General features: G+C 67.3%; 17 protein-coding genes. 10 read left to right on the top strand and 7 right to left on the bottom strand.

The features are described from left to right. Positions 1 to 180: 180 nt before the first annotated feature. Together HNP52_RS12660 and HNP52_RS12655 are read right to left on the bottom strand one after the other, a co-directional pair. The gene (locus HNP52_RS12660) at positions 181 to 2,592 is read right to left on the bottom strand and encodes a TonB-dependent siderophore receptor (RefSeq protein ID WP_184167540.1); all 2,412 of its coding nucleotides are present in this window, start codon (positions 2,590 to 2,592) and stop codon (positions 181 to 183) included. 176 nt (positions 2,593 to 2,768) lie between these two features. Then, positions 2,769 to 3,461, bottom strand: coding sequence for a hypothetical protein (locus HNP52_RS12655; protein WP_184167538.1), 693 nt, complete (start codon positions 3,459 to 3,461; stop codon positions 2,769 to 2,771). A 294-nt stretch (positions 3,462 to 3,755) separates the two neighbouring features. Between HNP52_RS12655 and HNP52_RS12650 the strand changes: the two genes are divergently transcribed. The 10 genes from HNP52_RS12650 (at position 3,756) to HNP52_RS12605 (ending at position 16,700) form a co-directional block, all read left to right on the top strand. Then, complete coding sequence (locus HNP52_RS12650) at positions 3,756 to 4,352, top strand: XrtA/PEP-CTERM system exopolysaccharide export protein (protein ID WP_409372633.1); 597 nt, start codon at positions 3,756 to 3,758, stop codon at positions 4,350 to 4,352. Between the two features lie 10 nt (positions 4,353 to 4,362). Then, on the top strand, positions 4,363 to 5,877 hold the full coding sequence (locus HNP52_RS12645; protein ID WP_184167532.1) for an XrtA system polysaccharide chain length determinant: 1,515 nt from the start codon (positions 4,363 to 4,365) through the stop codon (positions 5,875 to 5,877). Position 5,878: 1 nt separating this feature from the next. Beyond that, complete coding sequence (locus tag HNP52_RS12640) at positions 5,879 to 7,045, top strand: AAA family ATPase (protein ID WP_260396070.1); 1,167 nt, start codon at positions 5,879 to 5,881, stop codon at positions 7,043 to 7,045. Then, positions 7,042 to 8,637, top strand: a complete 1,596-nt coding sequence (locus HNP52_RS12635; protein WP_184167529.1) for a hypothetical protein — start codon at positions 7,042 to 7,044, stop codon at positions 8,635 to 8,637. Before HNP52_RS12640 ends, HNP52_RS12635 begins: the two co-directional genes overlap by 4 nt. 16 nt (positions 8,638 to 8,653) lie before the next feature. Continuing rightward, the gene (locus HNP52_RS12630) at positions 8,654 to 9,832 is read left to right on the top strand and encodes an XrtA/PEP-CTERM system-associated ATPase (protein ID WP_184167527.1); all 1,179 of its coding nucleotides are present in this window, start codon (positions 8,654 to 8,656) and stop codon (positions 9,830 to 9,832) included. 5 nt (positions 9,833 to 9,837) lie between these two features. Next, positions 9,838 to 10,695, top strand: coding sequence for an XrtA system polysaccharide deacetylase (locus tag HNP52_RS12625; protein WP_221416268.1), 858 nt, complete (start codon positions 9,838 to 9,840; stop codon positions 10,693 to 10,695). Next, positions 10,692 to 11,765 carry a FemAB family XrtA/PEP-CTERM system-associated protein gene (locus HNP52_RS12620; RefSeq protein WP_184167524.1) on the top strand — a complete coding sequence of 358 codons (1,074 nt, stop codon included), beginning with the start codon at positions 10,692 to 10,694 and terminating at the stop codon, positions 11,763 to 11,765. Before HNP52_RS12625 ends, HNP52_RS12620 begins: the two co-directional genes overlap by 4 nt. After that, complete coding sequence (locus tag HNP52_RS12615; protein ID WP_184167521.1) at positions 11,765 to 13,015, top strand: TIGR03087 family PEP-CTERM/XrtA system glycosyltransferase; 1,251 nt, start codon at positions 11,765 to 11,767, stop codon at positions 13,013 to 13,015. Before HNP52_RS12620 ends, HNP52_RS12615 begins: the two co-directional genes overlap by 1 nt. A gap of 160 nt (positions 13,016 to 13,175) precedes the next feature. Continuing rightward, positions 13,176 to 14,684 carry an exosortase A gene (gene xrtA, locus HNP52_RS12610; RefSeq protein WP_260396069.1) on the top strand — a complete coding sequence of 503 codons (1,509 nt, stop codon included), beginning with the start codon at positions 13,176 to 13,178 and terminating at the stop codon, positions 14,682 to 14,684. A 123-nt stretch (positions 14,685 to 14,807) separates the two neighbouring features. After that, on the top strand, positions 14,808 to 16,700 hold the full coding sequence (locus tag HNP52_RS12605) for an XrtA/PEP-CTERM system amidotransferase (RefSeq protein WP_184167515.1): 1,893 nt from the start codon (positions 14,808 to 14,810) through the stop codon (positions 16,698 to 16,700). 111 nt (positions 16,701 to 16,811) lie between these two features. Here HNP52_RS12605 and HNP52_RS12600 read toward each other — a convergent pair whose 3' ends face one another. The 5 genes from HNP52_RS12600 to HNP52_RS12580 all read right to left on the bottom strand — a co-directional run bounded on the left by HNP52_RS12600 (position 16,812) and on the right by HNP52_RS12580 (position 22,369). Then, on the bottom strand, positions 16,812 to 17,291 hold the full coding sequence (locus tag HNP52_RS12600) for an MAPEG family protein (protein WP_184167512.1): 480 nt from the start codon (positions 17,289 to 17,291) through the stop codon (positions 16,812 to 16,814). A 59-nt stretch (positions 17,292 to 17,350) separates the two neighbouring features. After that, positions 17,351 to 17,932 carry a TetR/AcrR family transcriptional regulator gene (locus HNP52_RS12595; RefSeq protein ID WP_184167509.1) on the bottom strand — a complete coding sequence of 194 codons (582 nt, stop codon included), beginning with the start codon at positions 17,930 to 17,932 and terminating at the stop codon, positions 17,351 to 17,353. Between the two features lie 147 nt (positions 17,933 to 18,079). Beyond that, positions 18,080 to 19,603 carry an FAD-dependent monooxygenase gene (locus tag HNP52_RS12590; RefSeq protein ID WP_184167507.1) on the bottom strand — a complete coding sequence of 508 codons (1,524 nt, stop codon included), beginning with the start codon at positions 19,601 to 19,603 and terminating at the stop codon, positions 18,080 to 18,082. Between the two features lie 272 nt (positions 19,604 to 19,875). Further along, positions 19,876 to 20,961 carry a 1,9-bis(guanidino)-5-aza-nonane synthase gene (locus HNP52_RS12585; RefSeq protein ID WP_184167504.1) on the bottom strand — a complete coding sequence of 362 codons (1,086 nt, stop codon included), beginning with the start codon at positions 20,959 to 20,961 and terminating at the stop codon, positions 19,876 to 19,878. A 166-nt stretch (positions 20,962 to 21,127) separates the two neighbouring features. Continuing rightward, positions 21,128 to 22,369: a type III PLP-dependent enzyme gene (locus tag HNP52_RS12580; protein WP_184167500.1), complete on the bottom strand. Its 1,242-nt coding sequence runs from the start codon at positions 22,367 to 22,369 to the stop codon at positions 21,128 to 21,130. Between the last annotated feature and the right edge of the window lie 117 nt (positions 22,370 to 22,486).

Raw genomic sequence — 22,486 nt, 5'->3', positions numbered from 1 at the left:
CGGCAGGGCGATGTTTCCCTTCTTACGGTGATGGCCCGTGCGCCGTTACGATGCCGTTCGAGAGGTTTCCGCGCCTAACCAATTGGGCCGAGACTGGGCCCCGGCCTTCGCCGGGGAACAGCCCCGCACAAAAAAAACGGGAGCGGCGTTGCTACCGCTCCCGAGCGCAGGGAAATGCAGTTACCAGTTCAGGCCGATGCGGGCGTAGATGTAGCGTCCGCCGAAGCCGAAGGGCGAGTAATAGGGGAAGCCGACCACGCCGGTGCTGTTGTTCGCGGCGATCGTGTAGTCGGGATATTCGTCGAACAGGTTGTTCACGCCGAGCGCGATCTGGGCGCCCTTGAGCGCCTGGTAGCGCAGCTCGAGGTCGGCGATCGTGTGCTTGCCGGTGTAGATGTCCGCCGCCGGCGTGGTGCCCGGCTGGATGACGTTGCCGTAATAGCTGGCGCGCGCGGTGATCGCGAGCTTGTCCAGCGACCAGTCGATCGTGCCGGTGAGCTTCTCGCCGGGCGTGCCCTGCTCGATCGAGTAGATGCGGCTGCGGGCGAACAGCGTCGGCGCCGGGTTCACCGTACCGGTCGAGGTCGGGATCGAGCTGCGATCGACCTTGGTCTGGTTGAGGTTGCCAGCCAGGGTGAAATCGAAGGTGCCGGCATCGTCGGCGCGCAGCTTGTAGTGCGCGACGACATCGACGCCGCGGACGCGCGAGCGCAGGCCATTGATGAAGAAGCGCGCGGCCGAGACGTTATAGGGCAGCAGCAACGCCGCGACCTGGGGGCTGAAGCTGGATGCGATGTTCTCCGACAGCGCGAGCTGGTTGCGCAGGCGGATCTGATAGGCGTCGACGGTGAGGTCGAACCCGCCCGAGCGGATCACCGTGCCGAGCGACAGGTTGGTCGAGCGCTCCGGCTCGAGCGGCAGGCCGCCAAGTGCGGTGGCGACCGGGCTGACCGACGGGAAGGTGCCGGTGAGGATCGGGTTGCCGTTCTGGATCACCGAGGCGACCGAGGTGAAGTATTGCTGCTGGAGGCTTGGCGCGCGGAAGCCGGTGGAGGCGGTGCCGCGCAGCGCGAACCAGGGCGTGACGTCATAGCGCAGCGAGACCTTGCCGGTGCCGGTGTCGCCGAAATCGGTGTAGTGCTCGGCGCGGCCGGCGAGGCCGACCAGGAACTTGTCGGTGACCTGGGCTTCGAGGTCGACATAGCCCGACACGTTCTTGCGGCCGCGCTCGATCGCATTGGCCGGCGAGAAGCCGCCAAAGCCCTGCGCGCCCGGGGTGCCGGTGGTGACGCCGGTCGGGTAGCCATAGGAGGCCTGCTCGCCCGGGGTGATCTTGAAGCCCTCGCGGCGGCCTTCGACACCGAAGGCGACGTTGAGCGACTGGAACACGTCGAAGCTGCGCGACACGTCGAGGCCGGCGACCCACTGGTCATAGATCAGCGCGCCGTCGTAGAAATTGGTCGGCGAGGCGTTGCCGTAGGCGTAATTGGCCGAGTTGCGGGTGTAATAGGCGATCTTGTTGCGGCCGTATGCGACGTTGAGGTCGACGTTCCAGCCGGCGAGATCGCCCTTGAGGCCGAGCGCGCCGTTGGCGTTGGTCGACTTGGTGTTGATGATCGGCAGGAAGCCGTTCGGGTAGATGCCCGAGACCGCGGTGGCGGCGCTGGCAAGGCGAGGGAAGGCGGCGCTGCGGCTGTCGCGGTCCTGATAGCCGAACCAGCCATAGAGCTTCCAATTGTCGCCGATGCCGGTGCCGGCGTTGATATAGCCGGTATACTGCTCGACCTCGGGATCGCCGAAGCGGCCGGTGACGCGGGTGGGGGTGACGCGCGGATCGAAGTCGGCGCGGTTGGTCGGCTCGCGCTTGGTATATTCGCCCGAGAGGGTGACATAGCCGTCATTGCCGAAGCCGAGGCCCTGCCAGGCCGAAGCGGTGAAGGTCGGCTCGCCGGTGACCGAGCGGCTGCCGCGGGCGGTGTCGATATCGGTGGCGTAGAAGCCATAGGTGGCGGTGACGCCGCCGCCCGAGCGGGCCTCGCGCAGGCGGACGTTGATCACGCCGGCGATCGCATCCGAGCCGTACTGGGCCGAGGCGCCGTCGCGCAGCACTTCGATCCGCTCGAGCGCGGTGGCGGGAATGGTGTTGAGGTCGACGGCGGCCGAGCCGCGGCCGACCGAGCCGTTGATGTTGAGCAGCGCCGAGGCATTGGCGCGCACGCCGTTGATGAGGACCAGCGTCTGGTCCGGCGACAAGCCGCGCAGCGTGGCGGGGCGGATCGCGTCGGTGCCGTCGACTGCCGAGGGGCGCGGGAAGTCGATCGAGGGCGCGACGGTGGACAGCGCCGCGCCGAGCTCGGTGGTGCCCTGGTTGCGCAGCGCGGTGCCGCTCAGCACGTCGACCGGCGAGGCGGTGTCGAGACGCGAACGGCCCTGGGCGCGGGTGCCGGTGACGACGATCTGGGTGTCTTCGGCCGGAGCTGCCGGTTCGGCCTGCGGTTCCGCGGTGGGCGTGGTGTCCTGCGCGAAGGCGGGAGGGGCGGCGACCGCCAGCGTGGTGGCGATGGCGAGGAGCGAGGATGTACGGAAACGCATGTGATGGCCCACCTTTTCTTATGGTGAGCAGAATTCACACCAATTCGATAGGAATTGGTACAAAGGAAAGCTTGGCGAAGGCAAAAGCGGGTTTTCGCGGTGTTGCGTGATAGCAACACACTTGGTCCGATAACGCCGGCCGGCGCGATTGGTTCCGCGACACTGCGGCGCGGCTCTTATGCGTCGGCGATATAGCCGCGCAGGAGGTCGGCGCGATCCTTGGCGGTGAAGCGTCCGGTCTTGATGACTTCCCAGACCACTTCCTGCAGCACCTCGACGCGCTGGCCGTCGCCCTTGAAATCCTTGTCCGCCATGAAGGCGTAGAGTTCGGCAAGGCCGGCATGCTGGCTGACCGGCCCGATCGAATATTGGCCGCCGCCCTCGGGAATTTCGCGGTCCTTGTTGAGGCAATAGACGTGCAGCGGGATATTGACGATGTCGGTCGGCTTGCCCTTCTCGTCGAGCAGGCGGCCGGGGCCGCCATTGGTGGTGGGCGGGATCCTCAGCACCTGCTGCTCGACCAGCAGGCCGTTCTGGAAACCTTCCGATGCGCTGACGATGACCAGGCCGGCGGGGAAGATCACGGTTACGGGGGCGCCGGTGCGGTTGCGGACCGGCACGCAGCGGCGGACCATGAGGCCGCTGCCGACGGTTGCCGTCCGTGCCCTGGGGCAATTGCCGTCGTCATCGGCGGGGAACAGCGGGCCGGCGAGCTCGATGCCGGCCGGCAGCGCGAAGGGAGTTCCCTTCGGTGCGCGCTTGTCGGTGCCGAAGCCCGGCGTGGCGGTCTGGGCATGCGCCGGTTGCCCCTCAAGGGCGGCGAGGGTGATCGCCAGCAATGCGTGGAAAAGCGATTGCCGAATCTTCATGTGGTTCCTCCCGATAATTCGGCGGTGCCGGGCAGGCTCGCGGGCCGCCAGCATGGGGCGACTGGCGATGACCTGGCTGCGACCGGCATCGCTGTCCCGCCCCGGAACGCGTGCGCAATCGGGATGAATCGATTGCACACGCCCGACCCCTAACCCGATATTTACCTCTCAAGCGCATAGCTGACCCTGATCCTGCGCGGGTTGCTGTCGAGACGTCGGCGGCTTCCGGCCCGGCAGGAAAAGGAGCTCGGTATGCGTTTGATCGGTTTCGGCAGGACTGTTCTGGCTCTCGGCATGGCGGCTGCGCTTGCCGCGTGCGGTGGCGGCGGGGGCCGTCCGGAACTGCCGCCCGCGGCCGCGGTGGCGGAGCGCGAGGTGCCGAGCGAGGAATATGTCATCGGCCCGATGGACCAGCTCCAGGTGTTCGTGTGGCGCAACCCCGAGCTGTCCTCGAAGGTGCAGGTGCGCCCCGACGGCCGGATCACCGTGCCGCTGATCAGCGACATGCCGGCGGTGGGCAAGACCCCTGCGATGCTGGCCGACGACCTGAAATACGCGCTCAGCGAGTATATCAAGGATCCGATCGTCTCGGTGATCGTCGAGAATTTCAACGGCACCTACAGCCAGCAGATCCGCGTCGTCGGCGCGACCGAGAAGCCGGCGTCGATCCCGTATCGCGCCAACATGACCGCGCTCGACGCGATGATCGCGGTGGGCGGGCTCAGCGAGTTCGCATCGGGCAATCGTGCGCGGCTGGTGCGCTACGACCGGCAGACCGGCAAGCAGACCGAATACAAGCTGCGCCTTGGTGCCCTGCTGGGCGGCGACATCAAGGCCAACGTCAAGCTCGAGCCGGGCGACGTGATCATCATTCCCAAGAGCATGTTCTGAGGTAGCGCGGGTGGGGAACCTCTACGAAGAACTGCGCGGCGCACTGCACGCGGTCTGGCAACGGCGCTGGATCGCGCTGGCGGTGGCGTGGTGCATCTGCCTGGCCGGCTGGCTGGTCGTGTCGCAGATGCCGAACAAATATGAATCGCGCGCGCGCATCTTCGTGCAGCTGCGCCAGATCATCCCGACCGACGGGACGACCGCGCTCAACCAGCAGAAGGACCTTGACCGGATCCGCCAGACGCTGACCAGCGCGGTGAACCTGGAGAAGGTGGTGCGTGGCACCGACCTGGCGCGGACGGTAGCGACGGACCGCGACGTGGCGGACCGCGTGGCCGGGCTGCAGGCGGCGATCAAGCTGACCGCGCAGCAGGACAATCTGTTCGAGATCACGGTGACGACGCAGAGCGGCAAGCTCGCCAAGCAGATCGCCCAGAAGCTGATCGACATCTTCGTCGAGACCAACCTTTCCGACAATCGCGACCAGTCGAGCCAGTCGCTCGACTTCATGGACCAGCAGCTCGCCGAGCGGCAGAAGCAGCTGCAGGACGCGGACAGCAAGCGTGCGGACTTCCAGGCGAAGTTCCTCGGCTCGCTGCCGGGCACGGGATCGATCGAGGATCGCGTCTCGGCCGCGCGGACGCAGCTGGCGCAGATCCAGGGCGACCTGGCGGCGGCGCAATCGGGGCTCAACGTGGTCAATGCCCAGATGGCGGGCACGCCGGCGAACATCGCGGGCTCGGGCGGCGGCGCGGTCGCCGGGCCGGCACGGGCGCGGCTGCAGGCGATCCAGGGCCAGATCGCCGATGCGCGGGCCAAGGGCTATACCGACAGCCATCCGGACATGATCGCGCTCAAGAACCAGCTGGCAGCGGCGCAGAGCGCCGCGGCGCGCGAGCCGGTGGTGAGCGGCGGTGCGGCGGGGGCTTCCAATCCGGTCTATATCGGCCTGCAATCGATGCGGGCGGACAAGCAGGCGACGGTGGCCGCGCTCGTCCAGCGCAAGGCGCAGATCGAAGGCGACCTGAACGCGCTGAGCGCCAAGATGGCGGAAGCGCCGGGCGTAGCGGCAGAGCAGGGCGAGATCGAGCGCCAGTACCAGGTGCTCAAGACCCAATATGACCAGCTGCTCGCCCAGCGCGAGCAGATGAAGATTTCGAGCCAGGCGCAGAATGTCGCCGATGCCGACAAGTTCAACGTCGTCGATCCGCCGACCCAGCCGCGCGCGCCGACCTCGCCCAATCGTCCGCTGCTGCTGACCGGCGTGCTGATCGCCGGGCTGGGCGCTGGCGTGGCCCTCGCGTTCGCGCTGGGCAAGCTGACCGCGACCTTCCCGACCGCCGCCAAGCTGGAAAAGGCGAGCGGCATGTCGGTGATCGGATCGATCGGCGAAGTGGTCACCGCGACCCAGACCGCGATGCGCCGCAAGAAGCTGACCCTGTTCGCAGGCGGGGTGGCGGCGCTCGGCGTCGCCTATGTCGGGCTGATCGGCGTCGAGTTCCTCCAGCGGGGCATGGGAGCCTGAAATGAACGACCATACGCCCCGCCGCCTGAAGGGATCGCTGCTCGAGCGCGCCGCGCAGGGCTTCCACTATGCGCCCGCGCCGATCGAGGACGTGCCGCCGGCGCCCGTTGCCAAGGCTGCACCGAAGCCTGCGGTGAAGCCGCCTGTCGAGGCGCCGGTTGCTGCGCCTGCGCCGCAGCCGCGCGTCGAGGCTCCTGTTATCGTGCCGGCGCCGATCGTGGCGCCTGCGCCGGTTGCTGCGCCCGTTGTTGTTGCTCCCGAGCCTGTGCCCCAGGCACAGCCGGTCCCCGGCGAAAGCCGGGCCCCAGAGCCCGGCAGCGAGTCGCCCGTGACCCTGGGCCCCGGCCTTCGCCGGGGAGCAGAGATCACCGAGAGCGCGGCCCCCGAGCCGCAGATTTCGACCGCCCGCACACGCGATCGTGTCGCGCCGATCGATCGGGGCGTGCTCGAACAGGGCGGGATGCTCATCCCCGGCGGGGCGATCACCCCGCTGGCGGAGGAATTCCGCATGGTGAAGCGCCAGCTGCTGCTCACCGCGCGCGCGGTCGCCGCCAAGGATACCGTCAAGGCGGCCGATCGCGCCCGGATGATCCTGGTCTGCTCGGCCCAGCCGAACGAGGGCAAGACCTTCTGCGCGATCAACCTCGCGCTCTCGATGGCGACCGAGCGCGACGTCGAGGTGCTGCTGGTCGACGCCGATTTCCCGAAGCCCGACGTGCTGCCGCGGCTCGGCCTGCCGAACGGCCCGGGCCTGCTCGATGTGCTTGCCGGTTCGGTGGCCAATGTCGAGGACTGCATCATCGATACCGATGTGCCGCAGCTTTCGGTGCTGCCGGCTGGTGCCCGCTCGATCAGTGATACCGAGCTGCTGGCCAGCGATCGCGCGCGTGCGGTGATCGACGGGCTGGCCGAGGCCAATCCGCGCCGCATCGTGATCTTCGATTCGCCGCCCGCGCTCGCGGCATCGCCCGCTTCGGTGCTGGCGCTGCATGTCGGGCAGGTGATGCTCGTCGTGCGTGCGGACAAGACCAGCGAGGGCGACCTGCGCCAGGCGGTCAACACGCTCGATGCCTGCGAGCATATCCAGCTCGTGCTCAATTCCGTCTCGTTCCAGCCCGGCGGCCGCCGGTTTGGCAGCTATTACGAATATGGGGAGGAAAGCCGGTGAAGCGGCTTGTCGTTACCGGTGCGGCGCTGCTGGCCGCCACCGCCATCACGCCGGCGAGCGCCCAGCGCGCCCGGATCACGCCCTATGTCGAGGCGAGCCAGGTGGTTGCGGCCGACCTGAACGGCGGCGACGTGCTGACCTACTCGACGCTTGGCGCCGGCATCGATGCGCAGGTGCAGTCCCGCCGCGTCGAGGTGCAGGTGAGCTATCGCTACGAGCATCGGTTCGACTATCAGAACAAGCTCAACAACGATCACACGCATAGCGGCCTCGCGACCGTGAAGGCGGCGGTGGCGCCGGGCCTGTCGATCGAGGCGGGCGGTATTGCCACGCGCACCCGTTCGGACGTCCGCGGTGACGTGCAGACCAGCAATGTCGGCAATTTCAGCAACTCGGCGCAGGTCTTCTCGGCCTATGTCGGCCCGAACCTCGCGACGCATCTGGGGCCGATGTTCGTCAACGGCGCCTACCGCTTCGGCTATACCAAGGTGGAAGCGCCGGGTTCGACCGGATTGGCCGCCGGCCAGCCGCGGCTCGATTACTATGACGATTCCAAGGTGCATGTCGCGACCGCCAGCGTCGGCGTGAAGTCGGGCACGGTGCTGCCCGTCGGCATCACGGTGAGCGGCTCGTACACGCGTGAGGACGCCGGCCAGCTCGACCAGCGCTTCGAAGGGAAGTGGGGCCGCGGCGACGTGGTGCTGCCGATCATGCGCGGCCTCGCCCTGGCAGGCGGCGTCGGCTATGAGCAGATCAAGATCAGCCAGCGCGATGCGCTGCTCAACGGTGCCGGCCAGCCGGTGCTCGACGGGGCAGGGCGCTTCCGCACCGATCCCAACTCGCCGCGCCGCATCGCCTATGACCTGGACGGCGTGTTCTGGGATGCCGGCGTGATCTGGAAGCCGAGCCGCCGCACCTTCTTCGAGGCGCGTGTCGGCCGCCGCTATGGCTCGATGAGCTATACCGGTTCGCTCAGCTACCAGCCGACCCCGGGCAGCGGCATCCAGATCGGCGTTTATGACACGGTGCAGACTTTCGGCCAGCAGCTGAACGGCGGCCTCTCCAACCTGCCGACCAGCATCGCGAGCAGCACCGATCCGTTCGGCAACCAGTTCCAGGGCTGCATCTACGGGACGACCAGCGCGGCGACCGGCGGTTGCATGAACGCGGTGCTCGCTTCCGCCACCACCTCTGCTTACCGGGCGCGCGGCGTGACCGGCGTGGCGGTGATGGGCCGTGGCGGCACCCGCTTCGGCATTGGCGGCGGCTGGGCGAAGCGCGACTTCATCGCGCCGACCGGCGGTACCGGCTTCACCACCAACGGCACCAGCGACACGACCATCTACGGCCAGCTCTTCGCCTCGACCGATGTCGGCGCGAACGGCTCGCTACAGGGCAGCGTGCTGGGCAGCTATTACAACAGCGACATCCCGGGGAATGACGGCATTTACGGTTGGGGAGCGAATGCCGCCTATACCCATCGCTTCGGACGACTCGGTGCCACGCTTTCGACGGGCATCTTCGGGTTCGAACGGGATGGCGAGAGCTCGGCCAGCGCTCAGGCGCTGCTGGGCCTGCGCTACGGCTTCTAAGGGTCGGGACGGGAACATGTACGACGATCACTACGGATTGACCGGCCGGCCCTTCCAGCTGACCCCCGATCCGAAATTCTGGTTCGACACGGCGACGCACCGCAAGGCGATGGCCTATCTCGGCTATGGGCTGAGCCAGGGCGAGGGCTTTGTGGTGATCACCGGCGATCCCGGCGTGGGCAAGACCACGCTGATGGGGCATCTGCTCGGCGAGATCGATCGCGAGCGGCTGAACGTGATCAAGATCGTCTCGACCCAGCTGCGCCCCGAGGACCTGCTGCGCTTCGTCTGCCAGGGGCTGGGGATCGAGAGCTCGGGGCTGAACAAGGCCGAGATGCTGGGCGAGATCGAGCGCGGGCTGCATGCCGTGGCGCGCACCGGACGGCGCACGCTCGTCGTGGTCGACGAGGCGCAGTCGCTGCCGATCGAGAGCCTGGAGGAGCTGCGCATGCTCTCCAATTTCCAGGCCGGCGGCTATCCGCTGCTGCAGATCTTCCTGCTCGGCCAGCCCGAGTTCCGCATGACGCTGAGCGATCCGCGGCTCGAGCAGCTGCGCCAGCGCGTGATCGCGATGCATCATCTCGATCCGATGCAGGCCGACGAAGTCGAGCCCTATCTGATCCACCGCCTGTCCTGTGTCGGCTGGCGCGGCAAGCCGCGCTTCACCAATGACGCGGTGGCGGCGATCCATCGCTGGTCGGGCGGATCGCCGCGCCGGATCAACCAGCTCGCCAGCCGCGTGCTGCTGTTCGGTGCGGTCGAGGAAATGGAGACGTTCGGCGCGAACGAGCTGGCGGCGGTGATCGCCGACCTCAACCAGGATACGCCGCTCTCGACCTATCGCCCGGCGCCGATCGCGACGCCGGCTGCCTTTGCGCCGCCGCCGGTTGCGCCGGTGGCTGAGCCGGAACCCTATGAGCTGACCGATGTCGCGCCGATGGGGATGGGGGCTCCGGTGCCGCCGCCGCATCCGACCGATCCGGTGCCGCTGCGCCCGGTCTTTCCTGCACCGGCTCCGGTGGCGCCGGTTGCCGACGATACGCTCCAGCGCCGGATCACCGACCTAGAGGCGCAGCTGCGCGATCAGGACGAGGCGCTGCGCCGCGTGCTGGGGCTGCTGGTCGACTGGGTCGAGCAGGGCGATGCGCAGGGTCGCCGTCCCGACCTGTCGCCCGTGCGCGGGAACGTGGCCTGATCGCGATGGTGGTCAACGCGCTCTCGGTCGATGTCGAGGACTGGTTCCAGGTCGGCGCCTTCGAGAACACGATCGCGCGCGATGATTGGGATTCGCTCGAGCACCGGGTGGAAGCGAACACCGACAAGGTGCTGGCGCTGTTCGATGCGGGCGGGGTCAAGGCGACCTTCTTCACGCTGGGCTGGGTGGCGGAGCGCTATCCGGCGCTGATTCGCCGCATCGCCGAAGCGGGGCACGAGGTCGCCAGCCATGGCTGGGATCATGCCCGCGTCTTCACCCTCGATCCCGAGCAGTTCCGCGCCGATATCGGCCGGGCGCGCAAGGCATTGGAGGATGCGAGCGGGCAGAAGGTCACCGGGTACCGGGCGCCGAGCTTCTCGATCGATCGCCGCACGCCCTGGGCGCACGAGGTGCTTGCCGAGGAGGGCTATGCCTATTCGTCGAGCGTCGCGCCGGTGAAGCACGATCATTATGGCTGGCATGATGCGCCGCGCGGGGCCTTCTGGCCGGTGCCGGGCGCCGAGCTGATCGAGGTGCCGATCACGCTGGCGATCTTCTTCGGTCGCGAGGTGACCACCGGCGGCGGCTTCTTCCGGTTGTTGCCCGGCGAAGTGACCTATCGCGCGGTGCGCGCCGCCAATGACGCGGCTCGTCCCGCGATCTTCTACTTTCATCCCTGGGAGATCGACCCGGGCCAGCCGCGCGTGCAGGATGCGCCGTTCAAGTCGAAGCTGCGCCATTACAGCCGGTTGGGCGCAATGGCGGGCAAGCTCGAAACGCTGATCGCGGGGCATGAATGGGGCCGGATGGACGCAGTCGCCGCACGCGAGGCGGAGAAGCTGAAGGCGGAGTGCGCCAAGTGAACGCGCCCCTGCTCGCCAAGCCGGTGTCGCTGCGCATCGCCGACCTGGGCGACGAGATCGAGCGCGCGCGGATCGGTGCGTTCGTCCATGATCATCCCGAGGGCACGCCCTTCCATCTGCCTGCCTGGAGCATCGGGGTGGCGCGGGGCTGCGGGCAGAAGAGCCACTATCTCGTCGCCGAGAACGCCAAGGGCGACCTGGCCGGCGTGATGCCGCTGACCGAGATCTATTCGCCGATCTTCGGCAAGGTGCTGGCCTCGGCGGGTTTCGGCGTGGGCGGCGGCATCCTGACGCATGACGCGCGGCTGGTCTCGCAGATGGCGGACGCGGCCTGGACGCTGGCGCAGAAGCTGAAATGCCCGGTGATGGAAGTGCGCGGCGGCCCGCTGCCCGGGCCGGAATGGAGCGTGGACGACACGCGCTACCTGGGTTTCGTACGCGACCTGGCCGCGGACGATGATGCCGAGCTGCTCGCCATCCCGCGCAAGCAGCGCGCCGAGGTGCGCAAGGCGCTGGAGAACGACCTGCAGATCTCGATCGGCTGTAATCCCGACGACATCGCCGCCCATTATGCCGTCTATGCCGAGTCGGTCCGCAACCTCGGCACGCCCGTATTTCCCCGGAGTCTGTTTTCCGAGGTTTTGCGCGAATTTGGCAATTCGGCGGATGTGCTTATTGTCCGCTATGGCGGGGTGGCAGTGTCGAGCGTTTTGAGCCTTTACTGGAAGGGGGCGGTCTACCCCTATTGGGGCGGCGGCACGCGCGCGGCGCGTGGGCTGCGCGCCAATGACCGCATGTATTTCGAGCTGATGCGCCATGCCCGTGAACGCGGCTGCCAGCGTTTCGACTTCGGCCGTTCGAAGACCGGCACCGGACCGGCGGCGTTCAAGAAGAACTGGGGCTTCGAGCCGAAACCGCTGACCTATTACGACCGCATCGCCGAGGGCGCCAAGCCGCGCGATGCGAGCCCGGTGAACCCGAAATATTCGCTGCAGGTGCGCGTCTGGAGCAAGCTGCCCTTGTGGATCGCCAATCGCGCCGGTCCGCTGATCGCGAAGGGCCTTGGCTGATGGGCGATATCCTGTTCCTGGCGCACCGCGTGCCCTATCCCCCCGATCGGGGGGACAAGATCCGCGGCTTCCACGTCCTCAAGTACCTGTCGACGAAGCAGCGGGTGCATCTGATCGCCTTTGCCGACGATCCCGCCGATCTGAAGCAGAAGGGCGGGCTGACCAAATATACGGGCAACCGCTCGATCGTCTGGCGCGCCAAGTCGCAGATGGTCGCGGGCTTCCAGGCGCTGATGCAGCACCGCCCGGTGTCGCTCACGGCGTTCGACAATGATGCGCTGCGCCAGTCGGTGGAGAATATCCTCCAGCGGCACCGGATCGATACGATCTACGTCTTCTCCAGCCAGATGGCGCAGTATCTGCCGCCGCGGCCGCGCCAGCGCGTGATCATGGATTTCGTCGACATGGATTCGGCGAAGTTCGCGGCGTACGCGAAGAGCTCCAAGGGCCCGATGCGCTGGATGCTCGGGCGCGAGGCGCGGATGCTGCTCGCGCATGAAAAGGCGATCGCGCAGCGCGCAGATGCGAATCTGTTCGTGAGCGAGGCGGAGGCGGAGCTGTTCCGCCAGCGCACCGGCGCCGACCGCGTCCATGTGCTCGAGAACGGCATCGACACCGAGTATTTCGACCCCGCATCGACCTTCAAGCGCGTCGATGTGATGGGATCGACGATCGTCTTCACCGGTCAGATGGACTATCGCCCGAACATCGAGGGCGTGACCTGGTTCGTCGAGACGATCCTGCCCCATATCCGCCTGGTCCATCCCGATGCCCGCTTCATCATCGTCGGTCGCAACCCGACCGACGCGGTGAAGGCGCTGGGCAAGCATCCGGGCGTCGCGGTGATCGGCGAAGTGCCGGATGTGCGTGGCTGGCTGGCGCAGGCGGCGGTAGTCGTGGCGCCGCTCAAGCTGGCGCGCGGCATCCAGAACAAGGTGCTGGAAGGCATGGCGATGGCACGGCCGGTGGTGGCCAGCGAGGCGGCCGCGACCGGCATCGACCATGGCGGCACCATCCTGGTCGGCGCCACCGTGGGCGAGATGGCCGAGCATGTGACGCGGCTGCTCTCCAACCGGCGCAAAGCGACCGAACTGGGCGAGGCGGCGCGCCAGCGGGTGATCGATCGATACAGCTGGGAAGCGCGACTGAGCCCGCTCGACGAAGTGCTCGGCCAGCCGCTGCGCCCCGCCAAGGAAGAACGCGTCGCCCGCGTGACCGACGTGCCCAAGAAGCCGCGGCGGGCGGCGTGAGCCCAGAAAAGGGCGCGGCGTTCACTATTTCTCCGTCATCCCCGCGTAGGCGGGGATCCAGGGTACAAAGCGAGTCCTTCGTGGCTCTGGATCCCCGCCTACGCGGGGATGACGAGGTTTGGTTTTGATGGCCGATGTAGCGATCCCCGCGCAGGCTCCCATGCCCGCCACCGCCACCTTCGACGCGCGCTGGAAGCGGCATGCCGCGATCCTGGCCGGCGCCTGGGTGGCGCTGCTGGCGATCTTCCACCGCGACACCGCCGATCTGGCGACGATCTACTGGACCAACACGACCTTCGGGCATTGCCTGTTCATCACCCCGGTGATCGCCTGGCTGGTTTGGCAGCGCCGGGTGGAGCTGAGCGAAGTCGTGCCGCAAGGCTGGTGGCCCGGGCTTGCGATCGTTGCGTGCGGCGGGCTCGGCTGGATGGTCGGCGATGCCGCGGGCGTCGCGCTGTTCCGTCATGCGGGGCTCGTGCTGATGCTGCAGGGGGCGGTGGTGAGCGTGCTGGGGCCGAACGTGTCGCGCGCCGTGCTTTTCCCGCTTTGCTACATGGCGTTCCTGGTGCCGTTCGGCGACTTCATGGAAGGGCCGTTGCAGGACATCACGATCACGATGATCATGCCGATGCTCCATGCATTCGGGGTCCCGGCGAGTGTGGACGGAGTGCTGATCACCACTTCCAACGGCTATTTCGAAGTGGCCGAGGCGTGCTCGGGCGCCAAGTTCGTGATCGCGATGATCGCGTTCGGCGTGCTGGTGGCGAATGTCTGCTACGTCTCGTGGCGCAAGCGCGCGGCGTTCATGGTCGCTGCGATCGTCGTGCCGATCCTGGCGAATGGTTTGCGCGCCTTCGGGACGATCTATGCGGCGTGGTGGACTTCGGTGGAGGCGGCGACCGGCTTCGATCACATCGTCTATGGCTGGGTGTTCTTCGCGCTGGTGATGGCCGCGGTGCTGGCGATCGGCTGGAAATGGTTCGACCGCGACCCCGATGCGCGCTGGTTCGACGCTGGAAAGCTCCAGGCGGTGCCGACGCGCCGTGTAGATGCGCCGATCGCGGGCGTGCTGGTGTTGCTGGTCGCGAGCCTGTTCCTGGGGTGGTCGAGCCTCAACGACGCGCGTGCCTCGAAGCTGCCCGCCCAGATCGCGTTGCCGGAGGTGCCCGGCTGGCACCGCGTCCCACCGGCGACGCGCGCGGCCTGGTCACCCAATTTCCCGGGCGCCGATCACATGCTGATCGGGCGCTATGCCGACGACAATGGCCGCAGCGTCGATCTGGCGGTGGCGGTCTATGCGACCCAGCATGAGGGGCGCGAGCTGGTCGGCTTCGGCATCGGCGCGATCCGTGAGAATGACCGCTGGGTGAAGATCGAGGACCTCGGGCCGGTGCGCCGCGGTGCCGCGCTGCGGATGACCGGGCCAGGGCGCGTCGAGCGAGAAGTCGTCACCTGGTACCGGATCGGCGGCGTGCTGACCGGCAGCGAGAAGCGGGTGAAGCTGGAGACGCTCAAGACCAAGCTGCTCGGCGGCAACCAGTCGGGCGTGGCAGTGCTGCTCTCAGCCGAGCAGGGCAGCGAGAATGGCGCGCATGCCGCGATCCAGGACTTTCTGGGGGCGATGGGACCGGTCGAGGGGCTGACCGATCGCATGACGGGGACGCACTGATCTTGCCAATTCCCGTCATCCCGGCGAAAGCCGGGATCTCAGGCGAGGGTGCGGGAAAAGAGCCGAGCGAGACCCCGGCTTCCGCCGGGGTGACGACTAGAGATTTGGGGGACACTCCGTAGCATGTGCGGCATCGCCGGCCTTTATTATCCCGCGCTGGCCAAGCCGGTGGACCCCGCGCGCATCGTGCAGATGACTGATGCGCTGGTGCATCGTGGGCCGGACGGATCGGGCGTATGGGTCACCGCCGGCGTGGGGCTGGGGCATCGGCGCCTGGCGATCATCGACCTGGAAGGCGGCGTGCAGCCTATGGCGACACCGGACCAGGGCGTGGTCGTCACCTACAATGGCGAAATCTACAACTTCCAGGAGGTCCGCGCCGAGCTGGAGGCCAAGGGCGCGCGCTTCGCCACCGATAGCGATACCGAGGTGCTGCTCCATGGCTGGCGTGCCTGGGGGCCGCGGATGCTCGAGCGGCTGAACGGCATGTTCGCCTTCGCGCTCTATGACGCAAGCAGCCAGAGCCTATTCCTCGCGCGCGATCGCTTCGGGGTGAAGCCGCTCCATTATGCCGAGCTGTCGGACGGGGCGGTGGCGTTCGCCTCGGAGCTGAAGGGGCTGCTGGCGCATCCGCTGTTCCGCCGCACGCCCGATTTCCGCGCGGTCGAGGATTATCTGGGTCTCGGCTATGTGCCCGACGACGCCTCGATCCTGAGCGGTGTGAAAAAGTTGCCCGCAGGGCATTTCCTGCTGCTCGAACGCGGCAAGCCGGTGCCGGCGCCGCAGCGCTGGTGGGACATCGACTTCTCGAAGCGCGCGACGGGCAAGGTCCGCGATCTCGAGGCCGAACTGCTCGACATGATGCGCAGCGCTGTGCGCTCGCGGATGATCGCCGATGTGCCGCTGGGCGCGTTCCTCTCGGGGGGCGTCGACAGCTCGGCGGTGGTCGCGCTGATGGCCGAGGCGAGCAAGGCGGCGGTGAAGACCTGCACGATCGGCTTCGACGAGGCCGATCATGACGAGACCGGCTATGCGCAGATGGTCGCGGAGCGCTTCGCCACCGCGCATCAGGCGCGCAAGGTCGCGTCGGACGATTTCGCGCTGATCGACACGCTGGTCCATGCGTTCGACGAGCCCTTTGCCGATGCCTCGGCGCTGCCGACCTACCGGGTGTGCGAACTGGCGCGCGAGAGCGTGACGGTGGCGCTGTCGGGCGATGGCGCGGATGAGGCGCTGGCCGGATACCGTCGCTACAAGTTCTTCGCGGCTGAGGAGCGGATGCGGGGGCTGCTGCCGCCGGAGCTGCGCACCAGCCTGTTCGGCACGCTGGGGCGGCTCTATCCCAAGGCCGACTGGGCGCCGCGCCCGTTCCGTGCCAAGACCACCTTCCTGGCGCTCGCCGAGAATGGCGAGCAGGCCTATCCCAAGGCAGTGGGTGTTACCGGGCCGGCACTGCGGGCCGCGCTCTACAGCGATGCAATGAAGAAGGCGCTGGCCGGTCACACCGCCGAACAGCGTTATACCGATACGATGCGCCAGGCGCCGGCGCGCGATGGGCTCGACCGGGCGCAATATGCCGATATCCAGCACTGGCTGCCGGGCGACATCCTGACCAAGGTCGATCGCGCCAGCATGGCGGTGAGCCTGGAGGCGCGCGAACCGCTGCTCGATTATCGACTGGTCCAGTTCATGGCGACGTTGCCGCCCTCGCTCCGTATCCGGGCGGGACAGGGCAAGTGGCTGATGAAGAAGGCACTGGAGCCGTATCTGCCCAAGGACGTGCTCTATCGGCCCAAGATGGGCTTCGTGACCCCGATCAGCGCCTGGTTTCGCAAGGCGCTGGCCGATGAAGCCGCGGCGCTGGGGCGCTCGAAGCTGCTCCAGAGCACGGGCTGGTTCGACCTGCACGCGATCGAGCGGCTGGCGGCGGACCACAAGGCAGGCCGTGCCGAGCATGGCCGGACGCTGTGGCAGTTGCTGATGCTCGAGCGCAGCCTGAATAGGCTGTTCGCCTAGTTGTTCCCGTCATCCTGAACCTGTTTCAGCATCCAAGGTGCAACAAGCGACGGTGTTGCCCGAGCAAGGTTGGACCCTGAAACAAGTTCAGGGTGACGGTGGTGACCTGGCCTAGCGATCGTACACGGCCGCCGTCGTCTCGATCGGGGTAGGGGTGGCGTGATCGATCACGATCGCGATGCCGGCGTGCAGCGTTAGCGCCGCCAGCGCGAGCGTCGACAGCAGGAACAGCGCGAAACGGGTCGACACCTTGTTGAAGGTCGCCTGCACCAGGCTGTGGGCGATGCGCAGGATCACATAGGCCCAGGCAAGCCAGAGGTTGATGCCGTCACCCCGATCGAGCAGCGCGAGCGTGAGCGCGATGGCGTAGAACAACGTCGGCTGCTCGTGGAGGTGGTTGTAGTTATGGGCTTTCCACTGCGCTTCGGCGGGCAGGATCTTGTCCGCGTCGGAACCCTTCGAGCCGATCAGCTTGCCGAAATCGACGCCGGCCTTGACCATCGCGGGGATGCGCAGGACCAGCATCCAGGCCAGCATCACCAGGGTCCAGGCGACAAGCGCCACCACCGGCACGAGAATTTCGCTGTGCATTGCAGTCCCCCTCCACCGCGTTGTGCGGGGAAGCTGCCGGAAACCTTTCGGGAGCGCAACTAAACCGGGGCGAGCAGGCTTTCGAACAGCAGGTGCGTGGCGCGGCGGAGCGCCGCCTCGTCCTGCGCGGGCCAGACGGCGTTGCGGCAGAGCACGCCCATCACATGCGCCTGGGCGAGCCAGCCCACTGCTTCCGCATCGGCATCGGGGCGCGCCTTGCCGGCGGCAACCAGGCTGCGTACCGCGGCTTCGATCGCCATGCGCAGGCGCTCGAGATTGGCGGTGTTGCGTTCGCGCAGCCCCAGGTCACCGGCGCTGGCGGCCGTGATCTCTATGCCGAAACGGGCGTTGGCGGGGGGCAGGGCAGGGGCGATCTGGCGCTCGAACACGGAATCGGCGAGCGCGGCGATGCTGCTGTCGTCCACCGGGCCAAGCTCGGCCGAGAGCATGTCGGTCACGGCGTGAATCAGGGCCTCGCGGCTCGGGAAATGGCTGTAGAAGGCGCCCTTGCTGATCCCCGCCTGCGCGCAGACATCATCCACCGAGGTGGCGAGCAGACCGCGTTCGAAAAGGCAGTGCGCGGCGGCCTGGAGGATGTGCATGCGCCGCTTGGCTGCGGTCGCTTCGGTCAGACGGGGCATTCAACTCTCACTGATACGTCAACCATGAGACTGCAACCCGATTGATGCCCGCATGTTGCAGCTTGCGACTTCACAGAAGACCGCATGGTCTCTTTTTCCCGGAGCGGGACAGATTTCGTACCCGCAGCAGAGGGCGAGGCCGCAGCCCTAGGCTGTCGGCGCGCCGAGCCAGCGCTTGATGGCGGGGCTGGGATCGGCTTCCGCCTGCGCCGCGGAACTGGCCCAGGCGACGATGCCGTCAGGCCGGATCAGCATGGCATCGACTCCCAGCCGGTTATCGGCTTCAGCCGCCAGATAGGCCAGTTGCCCCGGCCAGCGATCGGCGATCGCGCGCAGCGCGGCGCGGGCGTTGAAGTCGAGCAACAGGCTGTTTCCGTCATGAAGGTGCCGGTTGAGGCGGGTTGCGTCCGCCAGCGCGAAGTCCGGTGCGCTCCTGCCGACCAGCGGGTGCGCGTCGCCGAGGTCGTAGCGCAGTCCCACGCCCCAGACCCGCCCGGCAAAATAGGTCGCGCCGTCGTGCGTCGCGATCATGTCGCGTACGATCGCCTCGAGCGCGCGCGATGCCGGCTCCGGCCGCATCAGCGCGACCTGCGCGCGCGACCAGTCGAGGATCTGCGCCGCTACGGGCCGGCGCTCGCGTGCATAGCTGTCGAGCAGATCGGCGGGGGCGCGGCCCCGGATGGCAGCGGCGAGCTTCCAGCCCAGGTTCATCGCATCGCCCAGGCCGAGGTTGAGGCCCTGGCCGCCGAGCGGCGAATGGACATGCGCGGCATCGCCGGCGAGCAGCACGCGGCCCTTGCGATAGTCGGCCGCGAGATAGGCGCGGTCGGTCCAGGTGGTGGCGAGTTCGAGGCTGGTCACGGTGACCGGGGCGCCGGAGACCTTGCGCAGCACGGCCTCGACATGCTCGCGCGTCGCCGGGGTCCGATGGCTGGCGCCGCCGTCGAAATCGACCATTGCGATCGTCCCGGGTGCGATGAAGGTGTACATGCCCGTGGCGGTGTAGTGGCGGCCCGGCGCGAGCAGCGCGGGGTCCTCAAGCTCGACCAACGCCGAATAGCCGGTGAACTCGGGCGCGGTGCCGGTGAAGCCGATGCCCATGGCCTTGCGGACCGCGCTGCGGCCGCCGTCGCAGCCGACCAGCCATTGCCCGAGAAAGGCCTGGCCGCCGGCATATACGGTTACGCCCTCGTCCGACTGCGCGACGGCTTCCACCGGGCGGCCCCGGCGGATCTCGACTCCCAGCGCCTCGGCGCGCTCGTACAGTACCGCCTCGATGCTCGCCATGTCGGCTGCGAGCGTTTCGACCGGATCGGGCAGGCGCCATGGCCATTGGCCGGGATCGACCTGGTCGTGGAAGAACTGGATGCCGGCGAAATGCCCGCCGGCGCGGCGGGGCTGTTTCATCCAGTGCGCGGCGCCGGGAATATCCTTGCGGGCGGCGCGGTCCTTCAGCGGCTGGAGGAGCCCGCGGCGGTCGAGGCTTTCGATGGTCGGCACGGAAAGCCCGCGCAGGCCGAAGGGCAGGGCCTTGAGCGGCGCATGCGGATCGGCATCGCGTTCGAGGACCAGGACCGAGCAACCCGCGAGCCGCAGCTCGCAGGCGAGGAACAGGCCGACCGGCCCGGCACCGGCGATCAGGACGTCATGGGAAGGGGAAATCGAAGGCATGGCAAGCTCCACAGTCGAGGGTTCGACCGGAGCGTTCCCCAAGCCTGGGACCACCTGCCGACGAACCGGAGGACGCCATCAGGCGTCCGGCGTTCGTCGTGGGGATCCAGGGCACGAGGCCAAAGACCAGAGCTTCCGTTACCAGAAGGGCTTGGGCTGACCAGACCAAGCCTGCCTTTTCCGACGCGGTCGCTCTAGCGCTTCGATGCCCAAAAGAAAAGGGCGGCCGGGGATGTCCCGGCCGCCCTGTTTCCTTGCGATCCGCGAAGGGATCAGGCGAAGAGCTTCGCCCAGCCGCGCTTCACGCGCTCGCGCCAGTGGCCGCGGTGATAGGCGTCCGATGCCAGCAGCGGCATGACCGAGCCCGCTTCCGCGAACACCATCTGCTCGATGCCGGTGTTGACCTTGCCCCACGAGGCGGCTTCCTGGAGCGTCGAGGACGAGCAGGCGCCGTCGCGCACGTCGGCGACGGTGATCTGCACGGCGTACTTGTGCACCTCGACATCGTCATGGCCGAGGATCTCGGCGCAGACGACGGTGTCCTGGATGAAGTTCTTAGGTACGCCGCCGCCGATCATCAGCAGGCCGGTGGTGCCCGCCTGGATCTTGATCTCGGTCAGCTCGCGGAAGTCGGCGATCGCGTCGAGCAGCAGGTAGGGCTTGCCCTCCTTGGCGCGGTCCACCTGGTGCTTGACCAGGCCGAAGCCAGCCGACGAGTCGACGAATGCCGGGCAGAAGATCGGCACGTCATGCTCATAGGCGAGCTTGACCAGGCTGTTGTCCTTCTTGCCATGCTCGACGAGATACTTGCCCATCTCACGGATGAACGCGCGGCTCGAATAGGCCTTGGGCTCGAGCGTCTCGGCGATCTCGAAGATCGTGTGGTCGACGTTCTGGAGCGCTTCCTCGTCGATGTACGTGTCGTAGATGCGGTCGATGTAGAGCGAGCGCAGCGTGTCGTCGTCGGGGATCTCGAGCGCCTGATAGTGCTTGTGGCCAAGACCCTCGAAGAAATCCATGTCGACGATGGTGGCGCCGGTGGCGACGATCACGTCGACCATGTTGTTGCGCACCAGCTCGGCATAGAGGTCCATGCAGCCGCCGGCCGAAGTCGAGCCGGCGATGACCAGGACGACGGTGCAGTCCTTGTCGGCCAGCATCTCGTTGTAGATCTTGGTCGCGCGGCCGAGGTCGCGGCTGGTGAAGCTCATATCCGCCATCGCGTCGACGATCGGGCGCGCATCGAACGACGTGATGTCGATGTGCTTGACCTGCTTCGACAGCAGTTCCGCCTTGCGGGTGTCGTTGATCGGGGCGTTGGCGCTCGCCTGCTTGTTGAGCGTGTTGGTGTCGGTCATGGGGTTGCTCCCATCTTTCTTGGCCGCCGTCATTTCGAAAAGGGGACGCGGAAACCCAAAGCATTCGTCACCCCGGCCCTGAGCCGGGGTCCCGCCTGTTTGCGCCTGTAGAGGCAGCGGGACCCCGGCTCAAGGCCGGGGTGACGTGGTAGTAGCGTGTGTTGCGTTACAGCTTGACGACGTTCCACGCCGGCTGACGTTCCGCGAGCTCGACATACATCGAGGCCATCGGTTCGTCGGCTACGACGACAGTCGCGTCGGTACCGAAGCCGTTGAACGCGGTGCGCATCGCCGAGCCATAGGCGCCGAGCATGCCGATCTCGAAATAGTCGCCCGAACGGGTGTCGGCCGGCAGAAGGAACGGGCCCTTCATGTAATCGAGATCGTCGCAGGTCGGGCCATAGAAGCTGAACTCGACGTCCTTGGCGTTCGATTCCGGCTCGCGCAGCAGCTCGACCGGGAACTTCCAGTCGATATGCGCGGCGTCGAATAGCGCGCCATAGGCACCGTCGTTGATGTACAGCTCGGCACCGCGGCGGCGCTCCACGCGCACCACGATCGAGCTGTACTCGGCGCACAGCGCACGGCCCGGCTCGGCCCAGAGCTCGGCCGAATAGGAGATCGGCAGGCTCTCGAATGCGCGGTGGATCGTCTCGAAATAGGCTTCGAGCGGCGGCGGGGTCATACCCGGATAGACCGAGGGGAAGCCGCCGCCGACGTCGATCACGTCCACGGTGACTGCCGACTCGATGATAGCGGCGCGCACGCGCTCCATCGCGTTCGAATAGGCTTCGGGCGACATCGCCTGCGACCCGACATGGAAGCAGATGCCCAGCGCGTCGGCGACCTGGCGGGTCTCGAACAGCAGCTTGGCGGCTTCACCCGGGCCGGCACCGAACTTCGACGCGAGGCTGAGCTTCGAATGGTCCGACGAGACGCGCAGGCGCACGCAGAGCGTCAGGTCGCTCGCGGGCACGCCGTCGCGGCTGGTGGCGCGGACTATCTTCTCCAGCTCCTCGAGGCTGTCGAGCGAGAAGGTGCGGACGCCGTGGGTGAAGTACGCCTCTTCGATCGCTTCCTCGGCCTTGACCGGGTGCATGAAGCAGAGCGTGGCTTCGGGCAGCGTGCGGGCGACCAGGCGAACTTCGCCGATCGACGCCACATCATAGGTGGTGATGCCGTTATCCCACAGAATCTGCAGCAGTTCGGGCGAAGGGTTCGCCTTCACGGCATACATTGCCTTGCCCGGGAACTTCTCGACGAAGAACTGGGCGGCCCGTGCCGCAGCATGCGGACGGACGAGCGTGACCGGCTGAACCGGACCCTGCTTAGCGATGTCGATGCCGGTGACGTTGATGCCGGCGGTCGAAAGGGGTGCTAACCCCAGCGCGCGATGATGCTGGTGCAACTCAAGGGACCTCCAAGTGCCTTACGGCGATCGTTGACAATTGCTGCCTTGCGGTTGGAAGTCCCATGGGGCAGCGGGAGAGCGGCACATAAGGACGTTGGTCCGGTGTGTAAAGCG

It is taken from the genome of Sphingomonas kyeonggiensis (assembly GCF_014204495.1).
Lineage (GTDB): Bacteria > Pseudomonadota > Alphaproteobacteria > Sphingomonadales > Sphingomonadaceae > Sphingomonas > Sphingomonas kyeonggiensis_A.
Note: the sequence above shows the minus strand (reverse complement) of the source record. Positions and strands in the feature narration are given on the sequence as shown.

What these genes read in the sequence shown, in the direction of transcription:
- HNP52_RS12660 (WP_184167540.1), bottom strand. Translation starts at nt 2,592, where the DNA reads ATGCGTTTCCGTACATCCTCGCTCCTCGCCATCGCCACCACGCTGGCG.
- HNP52_RS12655 (WP_184167538.1), bottom strand. Translation starts at nt 3,461, where the DNA reads ATGAAGATTCGGCAATCGCTTTTCCACGCATTGCTGGCGATCACCCTC.
- HNP52_RS12650 (WP_409372633.1), top strand. Translation starts at nt 3,756, where the DNA reads ATGGCGGCTGCGCTTGCCGCGTGCGGTGGCGGCGGGGGCCGTCCGGAA.
- HNP52_RS12640 (WP_260396070.1), top strand. Translation starts at nt 5,879, where the DNA reads ATGAACGACCATACGCCCCGCCGCCTGAAGGGATCGCTGCTCGAGCGC.
- HNP52_RS12630 (WP_184167527.1), top strand. Translation starts at nt 8,654, where the DNA reads ATGTACGACGATCACTACGGATTGACCGGCCGGCCCTTCCAGCTGACC.
- HNP52_RS12625 (WP_221416268.1), top strand. Translation starts at nt 9,838, where the DNA reads ATGGTGGTCAACGCGCTCTCGGTCGATGTCGAGGACTGGTTCCAGGTC.
- HNP52_RS12615 (WP_184167521.1), top strand. Translation starts at nt 11,765, where the DNA reads ATGGGCGATATCCTGTTCCTGGCGCACCGCGTGCCCTATCCCCCCGAT.
- xrtA (WP_260396069.1), top strand. Translation starts at nt 13,176, where the DNA reads ATGCCCGCCACCGCCACCTTCGACGCGCGCTGGAAGCGGCATGCCGCG.
- HNP52_RS12605 (WP_184167515.1), top strand. Translation starts at nt 14,808, where the DNA reads ATGTGCGGCATCGCCGGCCTTTATTATCCCGCGCTGGCCAAGCCGGTG.
- HNP52_RS12600 (WP_184167512.1), bottom strand. Translation starts at nt 17,291, where the DNA reads ATGCACAGCGAAATTCTCGTGCCGGTGGTGGCGCTTGTCGCCTGGACC.
- HNP52_RS12595 (WP_184167509.1), bottom strand. Translation starts at nt 17,932, where the DNA reads ATGCCCCGTCTGACCGAAGCGACCGCAGCCAAGCGGCGCATGCACATC.
- HNP52_RS12590 (WP_184167507.1), bottom strand. Translation starts at nt 19,603, where the DNA reads ATGCCTTCGATTTCCCCTTCCCATGACGTCCTGATCGCCGGTGCCGGG.
- HNP52_RS12585 (WP_184167504.1), bottom strand. Translation starts at nt 20,961, where the DNA reads ATGACCGACACCAACACGCTCAACAAGCAGGCGAGCGCCAACGCCCCG.